Consider the following 414-nt stretch of genomic DNA (forward strand, 5'->3'; position numbering starts at 1 on the left):
GCTAAATATCCACCAAAGAAAGTATAGAAAATGACAATGAAAGCAACTAATATTAAACCGAAATGATAATCTAATCCAAAAGCACTTTCAAATAATTTACCACCAGATACGAAACCAGAATGTGTATATAATGTAAAGAATACTACGATAATCAATCCAGAAATAATCTTTAACACATTATTTTTATCGTTTAAACGATTTTTAAAGAAATCTGGTAATGTAATTGCATCTCCAGCTAATTCGGTATAAACACGAAGTCAAGGAGCAACAACAAAGTAATTTATATAAGCACCTAATGTTAAACCGATTGTAATCCACATAGCTGATAGACCAGTGCTATAGACAGAACCAGGTAGCCCCATAATCATCCATCCTCTCATATCTGAAGCTCCAGCTGATAATGCAGTAATATAC

General features: G+C 32.4%; 1 pseudogene. It reads right to left on the reverse strand.

Features of this window, described 5'->3' with window-relative positions:
• A pseudogene (locus tag A6F49_RS17415) lies at positions 1 to 410 on the reverse strand (sodium:solute symporter family transporter); the annotation flags it as partial.
• Between the last annotated feature and the right edge of the window lie 4 nt (positions 411 to 414).

This window comes from Enteractinococcus helveticum (assembly GCF_001657475.1).
GTDB lineage: Bacteria > Actinomycetota > Actinomycetes > Actinomycetales > Micrococcaceae > Yaniella > Yaniella helvetica.